We start from the raw sequence: 6,137 nt of genomic DNA, 5'->3' as shown, positions 1-6,137 counted from the left end.
GCTGCATGCACGGCTGGCGCGGGTGGTGTACGGCGCGGCAGACCCCAAGACCGGCGCCGCAGGCTCGGTGCTCAACCTGTTCGTCCATGCCGAGATCAACCACCAGACGCAGGTGCAAGGCGGCGTGTTGGCGGAAGAATGCGGTGGGCTGCTCAGCGGCTTTTTCCGCCAGCGCCGCCATCAGCAGCGTGTCGAGGCGCTGGCCCGCCATCCCTTGCGGGACGACGCTTTGCGCACGCCCGATGCGGCGTTCGCCCATCTGCCCGGGTACCCCTGGGCTCCGCACTACCTCAGCGACCTGCCCAGCTTGGCGGGCCTGCGCCTGCACTACCTGGACGAAGGCCCCCGGGATGCGCCGCTCACCTGGCTGTGCCTGCATGGCAACCCAACCTGGAGCTACCTCTATCGCCGCATGCTGCCCACTCTGCTGGCGGCGGGCCATCGCGTGGTGGCGCCGGACCTGATCGGCTTCGGCAAGAGCGACAAGCCCAAGAAGGAGACCGCGCACCAGTTCGAATGGCACCGCCAGGTGCTGCTGGAGCTGATCGAGCGGTTGGACTTGCGCCGCGTGGTGCTGGTGGTGCAGGACTGGGGCGGCATCCTCGGCCTGACCTTGCCGATGGCCATGCCGGATCGATTCGAGGGCCTGCTCGTGATGAACACCCTGCTCGCCACGGGCGATGCGCCGCTGCCATCGGGGTGTGTCGATTGGCGCGCGATGTGCCGCGAAAAGCCGTTGTACGGCGTGGGCCGCCTGCTGTCCCGCGCCTGCCCGCACCTCATGCCAGCCGAGTGCGCGGCCTATGACGCGCCGTTTCCGGACAAGGGCTATCGCGCCGCCCTGCGGGCATTTCCGGAGCGTGTTCCCGCTGCCTCGGACGATCCGGGCGCTGCGCTGTCGCGCGCGGCGCGGCATTTCTGGCAGCACCAGTGGACGGGCCGCAGCCTCATGGTGGTGGGGGCCCAAGACCCCGTGCTGGGCCTGTCCACCATGCAGGCACTACAGCAAACCATCCGGGCGTGTCCGGCCCCGGTGGTGTTGCCGCAGGCCGGTCATTTCGTGCAAGAACACGGAGAGGCCGTCGCCGCGCAGGCTGTGGAATACTTCGCGCACTGATTTCCGGCCCGGCCTGCGCGAACAAGCGCCATGCATCCAGTATGCGACGGACATGCGTGCGGCATGCAGGGCCGGTCTGTCCCCCTATCCATGGAGCGGGCCCCAGGGGCCCGAGCGCTTTGCACGACCATCACCACGACCCTTCCGCGTGCGACCACGACCACGGGCCCAAGCACATCTACATCTACTCGCCCGCCAGCGCAATCCGCGACAAGGCGGCCTTCAAGCGCGGCATTGCGCGCCTGAAAGCCCTGGGCCACGAAGTGGAGGTGGACCCCGATGCGCAGGCCGTGCACACCCGCTTCGCGGGCGACGATGCCACGCGCCTGGCCGCCATTCACCGCGCGGCGGCCAGTGGCGCGGATGTGGCACTGATCACGCGCGGGGCCTATGGTCTCACCCGCATCCTGCCCGGCATCCGGTACAAGGCCGTGGCCAAGGCCATTGCGGGCGGCATGAAGTTTGTGGGCCTGAGCGATTTCACGGCCTTCCAGAACGCGGTGCTGGCCCAGACGGGGGCCACCACCTGGGCCGGACCGGCGCTGATCAGCGATTTTGGGGTGGAAGGCGAGCCCGACGACATCATGATGGCCTGCTTCGACGACCTGTTGACAGGCCACGGCGAGGGCACGGGCTGGACGCTGGGCCGTGAAATGCCACTGCCCGATGGGCGCCCGGCCGTGCCCGAGGTCTACGTGAAGAAAGCGACGCTTTGGGGTGGCAACCTGGCGGTGCTTGCGGGGCTGGTGGGAACGCCGTATTTTCCGCAGATCAAGGGCGGCATCCTGTTCGTGGAGGACGTGAGCGAGCACCCCTACCGCATCGAGCGCATGCTCACGCAACTGCTGCATGCGGGTGTGCTGGCGCAGCAAAAAGCCGTGGTGCTCGGGCAGTTCACCGGCTACCGCCTGGCGCCGCACGACAAGGGCTTCAAGCTGCAGTCGGTGGTGGATTGGCTGCGCACGCAGATCAAGGCCCCCGTGCTGACCAACCTGCCGTTCGGCCACGTGGATACCAAGGTGCTGCTCCCTGTGGGCGCGAGCGTGTCCTTGTCGGTGGAAGGGCGGGATGCGCTCCTCTATTGGGGGCACCAGCACTGACACGCTGCCCGGCTGCGGCCGGGGCCAGCCGTCCGTCAGTGAGGGCCGTGCGGGGCCGTTGCCGGCCGGGGCACGCTCGGCAACTGCCCGTGGAACAGCAGGGTGAGCTGGTCCATCACCTTGCTCGCACCGGCTTCACCCAGCAGCGGCTGCAGCGTGCTCAGCAGGTCAGCTCGCAGATACCACAGGGCCTCGATGTCGCCAGCGTAGCGCAGCCGCATGCTCATGCGCGCTACCTCCGAACCCGCCAGCCCCGCCAGCGACGCAAGCATGGCCTTTCGCACCTCCTCCAGACCCTGGTTGCGGACCCATGCCGTGGACGATGGCATGTCACGGCCCAGCGGGTCCTGCGGGGTGTTGCGAAGGTTGGGCTTGTTCCAGCGCATGGAAGCGGCAAGGGCTTGTTGGCAAGTAGAAGTGGCCAAAGTACGCGGGGGCGCCTCCCGGCGCAAGGGGGCTGCTCCTATTTTTGTACAAAGACAACAAACGGCCCCGGCCATGTGCCAACTTTTGCACAGTGGTTTGCCAAAGCTCATCGGGGCACAGGCCAGGCGCCACGGCCCGGTACCCGCAAGTCGGCCGCTGGCGGGACGGAGCCATGAGCCTGGCACTTTGACTGGTGCGCATGCCGTGCGCTTGGACTAAACTGGTTCACATGATGTTACCGATGGGCCAGCGTTCATGAGTGTGTTGTCGACGATGGTCTTTGCAGACATATCGGGCAGTACGTCCCTGTATGAAGCCCTGGGCAACGAGCGCGCTGCACAGGCGGTCACGCAAGTGACGCAGTGGATCGGCGACACCATCGAAGGCCACGGCGGGCGGCTGGTCAAGAAGCTGGGCGACGGGGTCCTGGGCGTCTTTGGAGACGCCGCCAGCGCGGTCTCTGCGATGGCCAATTTGCAGCGCCAGCACCAGGCGCGGCAAAACCGTTGGCCCCATCCCTTGCACATGGACATCCGCGTTGGGGTCGCCAGCGGCGATGTGGTGGAGGTGGAGGGCGATTGCTATGGCGACGCCGTCAACGTGGCTTCCCGCCTGTGCGAGCGGGCGGGCCCGGCGGAAATCTGGGTGACCGAGACGGCTGTGCTGCTGGCGGGCGAATCAGTGGACGTACGCTACCGCAAGCTGGGCATGATGGAGATCCGGGGCAAGGCCGAGTTGCTCACGCTCTATCAAGTGGAGTGGCGCGAGGACGAGGCGCCGGACTCCCTCACCACCCAGGCAGCGCTGGCCAGCAGCTTCACGCCGGTGGATTCCATCCTGGGGCAAATCGAATTCTCGTGGCACGGGGTCAACCACACCTTCACCTCGTCCGATGCGCCCGTGCAAGTGGGGCGTTCGGAACATGCGCAACTGTGTGTGAACGATCCGCGCGTGTCCCGCCTGCATGCACGCATCGATTGGCGCAACAGTGGTTTTGTGCTCACGGACATGAGCAGTTTTGGCACATGGGTACGATTCGACGGCAGCGCTTCGCCCGTGCGGCTGCGGCGCGACGCCTGCATCCTGCATGGCACCGGACAGATCGCGCTGGGAGTTTCGTTTACCGAACCCAGCGCCCCCGTGGTGAGTTTTCAGGTGACAGGCACCAGCATGCACCTGAGGTGACAAGGCTGCGGCACGCGCCGGCAGCCCGTGGCCGCAGCGGAGCCCTCGCCGGGCCAGCGAAGGGCGAGCGAAGAGCGGGTGCAGGGCGCTGCGGGCCGCGCAGGTGGCTGTCCAAAACACTTCGGTCAACCGCGAACCGGGCATCAAAAACCGATAACGCCGGATCAACGGCAGGAGAACACGACATGGTATGGATGAAGCGCACCGCACTGGCACTGGTGGCCACAGCGCTGTTGGCTGGGGCCGGGGCTGCGATCCATGTGCAGCGCAGCTTTGCAGTGCTGGACGGCAAACTCGCTGTCCCCGGCCTGGCGCATCCGGTGCAGGTTTTGCGCGATGCGGCAGACGTGACGCATGTGCGCGCCCAGCGGCCGCAGGACGCCTGGTTTTCCATGGGCTACGTGCATGCGCAGGAGCGCAGCTGGCAACTCGAGTTCAACCGGCGCGTGATGCACGGCCAGCTGTCCGAAGTGTTCGGCCCTGCGACGCTCAAGACCGACAAGCTCATGCGTGCGCTGGACATCATGGGCGCCGCTCGTCGCCAGTATGCGGGCCTTCCGCTGTATGCCAAGGAGGCCCTGCAGGCCTACAGCCAGGGCATCCAGTCCTTCCACCAGAACCGTACCCAGGCGCTTCCGCCCGAGTTCTATGTGCTCGGCGTGAAACCGGGGGGCGAGGAGGGCGCCGCGTGGGAGCCCGAAGACAGCGTGGGCTGGGCGCTGATGATGGCTCTGGACCTGGGCGGCAATTGGGGCAACGAATTCGCCCGCCTGTCCGTGGCCCACGCACTGGACACTGAACGCCTGTGGCAGCTGATGCCGCCGTACCCCGGCGAGAAGCCCGCCACCTCGGCCGACCTGTCCGCGCTCTACCGACAGTTGGGCGTTTACCGGGGGGCAGGCGCGGCCTCGGCTTCGGCGACGACGGGCCGAACGTCCTGGACCAACGCCCCAAGTGCAAGCCAACCGCACCACGAAGGCCCGCTTTCAAGGCAGATCAGCGCCGGCATGCTGGCCTGGGCGGACGAACTCACGCGCAATGCAGGGACCAACGAGGGCAAGGGCAGCAACAACTGGGTGCTGGCAGGCACGCGCACGGTGAGTGGCAAGCCCTTGCTGGCCAACGACCCGCACCTGGGCTTGTCGGCTCCGGCCATCTGGTACTTTGCGGGCCTGCAGGCACCTGCCGGGCAGGCGTCGGACGGCACGCCCATTGCCGCCATCGACGCCGTGGGCGCCACCTTGCCCGGCTTGCCGTTTGTTGTGCTGGGCCGCACCGACCGGGTGGCCTGGGGCTTTACCAACACCAACCCCGACGTGCAGGACCTGTACATCGAGCAGATCAATCCCGCGGACGCAACGCAGTACCGCACGCCCGATGGCTGGGCGCCTTTCACGGTGCGCAATGAAACCATTCGGGTCAAAGGCGGTGCCGACGTACAGATGCAGCTGCGCAGCACGCGGCATGGGCCTGTGCTGAGCGATGCACAGGAATCGCACGCCCAGGTCCTGGACCTGGGCAGGTACGTGCTTGCGCTGCGCTGGGCCGCGCTCGACGCCGACAACCAGACGGTGCTCGCGGGCCTCAAGACCAACCAGTCCAAGTCCGTGGACGAACTCTTTGATGGGCTTGCCCACTACCACTCGCCCATGCAGAGCGTGGTCGCCGCCGATGACCAGGGGAACATCCGCTTCAAGGCCGTGGGCCGCGTACCGCTGCGCGACGCTGCCAATGACATCCGTGGCGTAGCCCCGTCGCCCGGCTGGGACGCGCGCTACGACTGGAAAGGATGGATTCCCTATGCGCAGACCCCCCAGGACGACGGCGTGGGCGGAGCAGGAGGCGCCTCCACCCGGGGTTGGATCGCCACTGCCAACCAGCGCATCACGGCGCCGGACTACCCGCACTTCCTGACCCAGGACTGGGCGCTGCCCTACCGCTACGAGCGCATCGCTGAGCTCATCAACGCCAGGGAGAAACACGATGCGGCCAGCATGCAGGCCATCCACCGTGACGTGACCTCGCTCGCCACGCGCCGCCTGCTGCCGCACTTGCAGAGCGCGCAGCCGTCTCACTCCCTGGCCGCCGCGGCGCAAAAGCAGCTACAAGGTTTTGATGGCGTGATGGATGCAGGCAAGGCCGCGCCGCTGATCTTTGCGGCCTGGACGGATGAACTGGCGCGCGGCCTCATCATCCCGCGCATCGGCGACGACCGCTTCAACGCGACGTACGGCAAGCGCGACTACCGTGCGGCGCTGGAGGGCATCCTGGAGCGCAACGACACCTGGTGGTGCCAACCGTCCACATGC

General features: G+C 67.1%; 5 protein-coding genes. 4 read left to right on the top strand and 1 reads right to left on the bottom strand.

Annotated features, from left to right (window positions below):
- Both MRY84_RS21825 and MRY84_RS21820 read left to right on the top strand, forming a co-directional pair.
- Positions 1 to 1,117 (top strand): haloalkane dehalogenase (locus tag MRY84_RS21825; protein WP_291507776.1); only part of this gene is annotated, 1,117 nt, incomplete at its 5' end.
- 119 nt (positions 1,118 to 1,236) lie between these two features.
- The gene (locus MRY84_RS21820; protein ID WP_291507775.1) at positions 1,237 to 2,217 is read left to right on the top strand and encodes an LD-carboxypeptidase; all 981 of its coding nucleotides are present in this window, start codon (positions 1,237 to 1,239) and stop codon (positions 2,215 to 2,217) included.
- A gap of 35 nt (positions 2,218 to 2,252) precedes the next feature.
- On the opposite strand, the gene MRY84_RS21815 is transcribed toward MRY84_RS21820, so the two are convergent.
- Complete coding sequence (locus MRY84_RS21815; RefSeq protein WP_291507774.1) at positions 2,253 to 2,603, bottom strand: hypothetical protein; 351 nt, start codon at positions 2,601 to 2,603, stop codon at positions 2,253 to 2,255.
- 295 nt (positions 2,604 to 2,898) lie between these two features.
- Between MRY84_RS21815 and MRY84_RS21810 the strand changes: the two genes are divergently transcribed.
- Complete coding sequence (locus tag MRY84_RS21810) at positions 2,899 to 3,828, top strand: adenylate/guanylate cyclase domain-containing protein (protein ID WP_291507773.1); 930 nt, start codon at positions 2,899 to 2,901, stop codon at positions 3,826 to 3,828.
- 185 nt (positions 3,829 to 4,013) lie between these two features.
- On the top strand, positions 4,014 to 6,137 hold a 2,124-nt coding region (locus MRY84_RS21805; RefSeq protein ID WP_291507772.1), incomplete at its 3' end, for a penicillin acylase family protein.

The organism is Acidovorax sp. (genome assembly GCF_022763525.1).
Taxonomy (GTDB): domain Bacteria; phylum Pseudomonadota; class Gammaproteobacteria; order Burkholderiales; family Burkholderiaceae_C; genus Acidovorax.
Note: the sequence above shows the minus strand (reverse complement) of the source record. Positions and strands in the feature narration are given on the sequence as shown.

Bases quoted from the DNA above. Each gene is read 5' to 3' on its own strand.
- MRY84_RS21815 (WP_291507774.1), bottom strand. From the start codon at position 2,603: ATGCGCTGGAACAAGCCCAACCTTCGCAACACCCCGCAGGACCCGCTG.
- MRY84_RS21810 (WP_291507773.1), top strand. From the start codon at position 2,899: ATGAGTGTGTTGTCGACGATGGTCTTTGCAGACATATCGGGCAGTACG.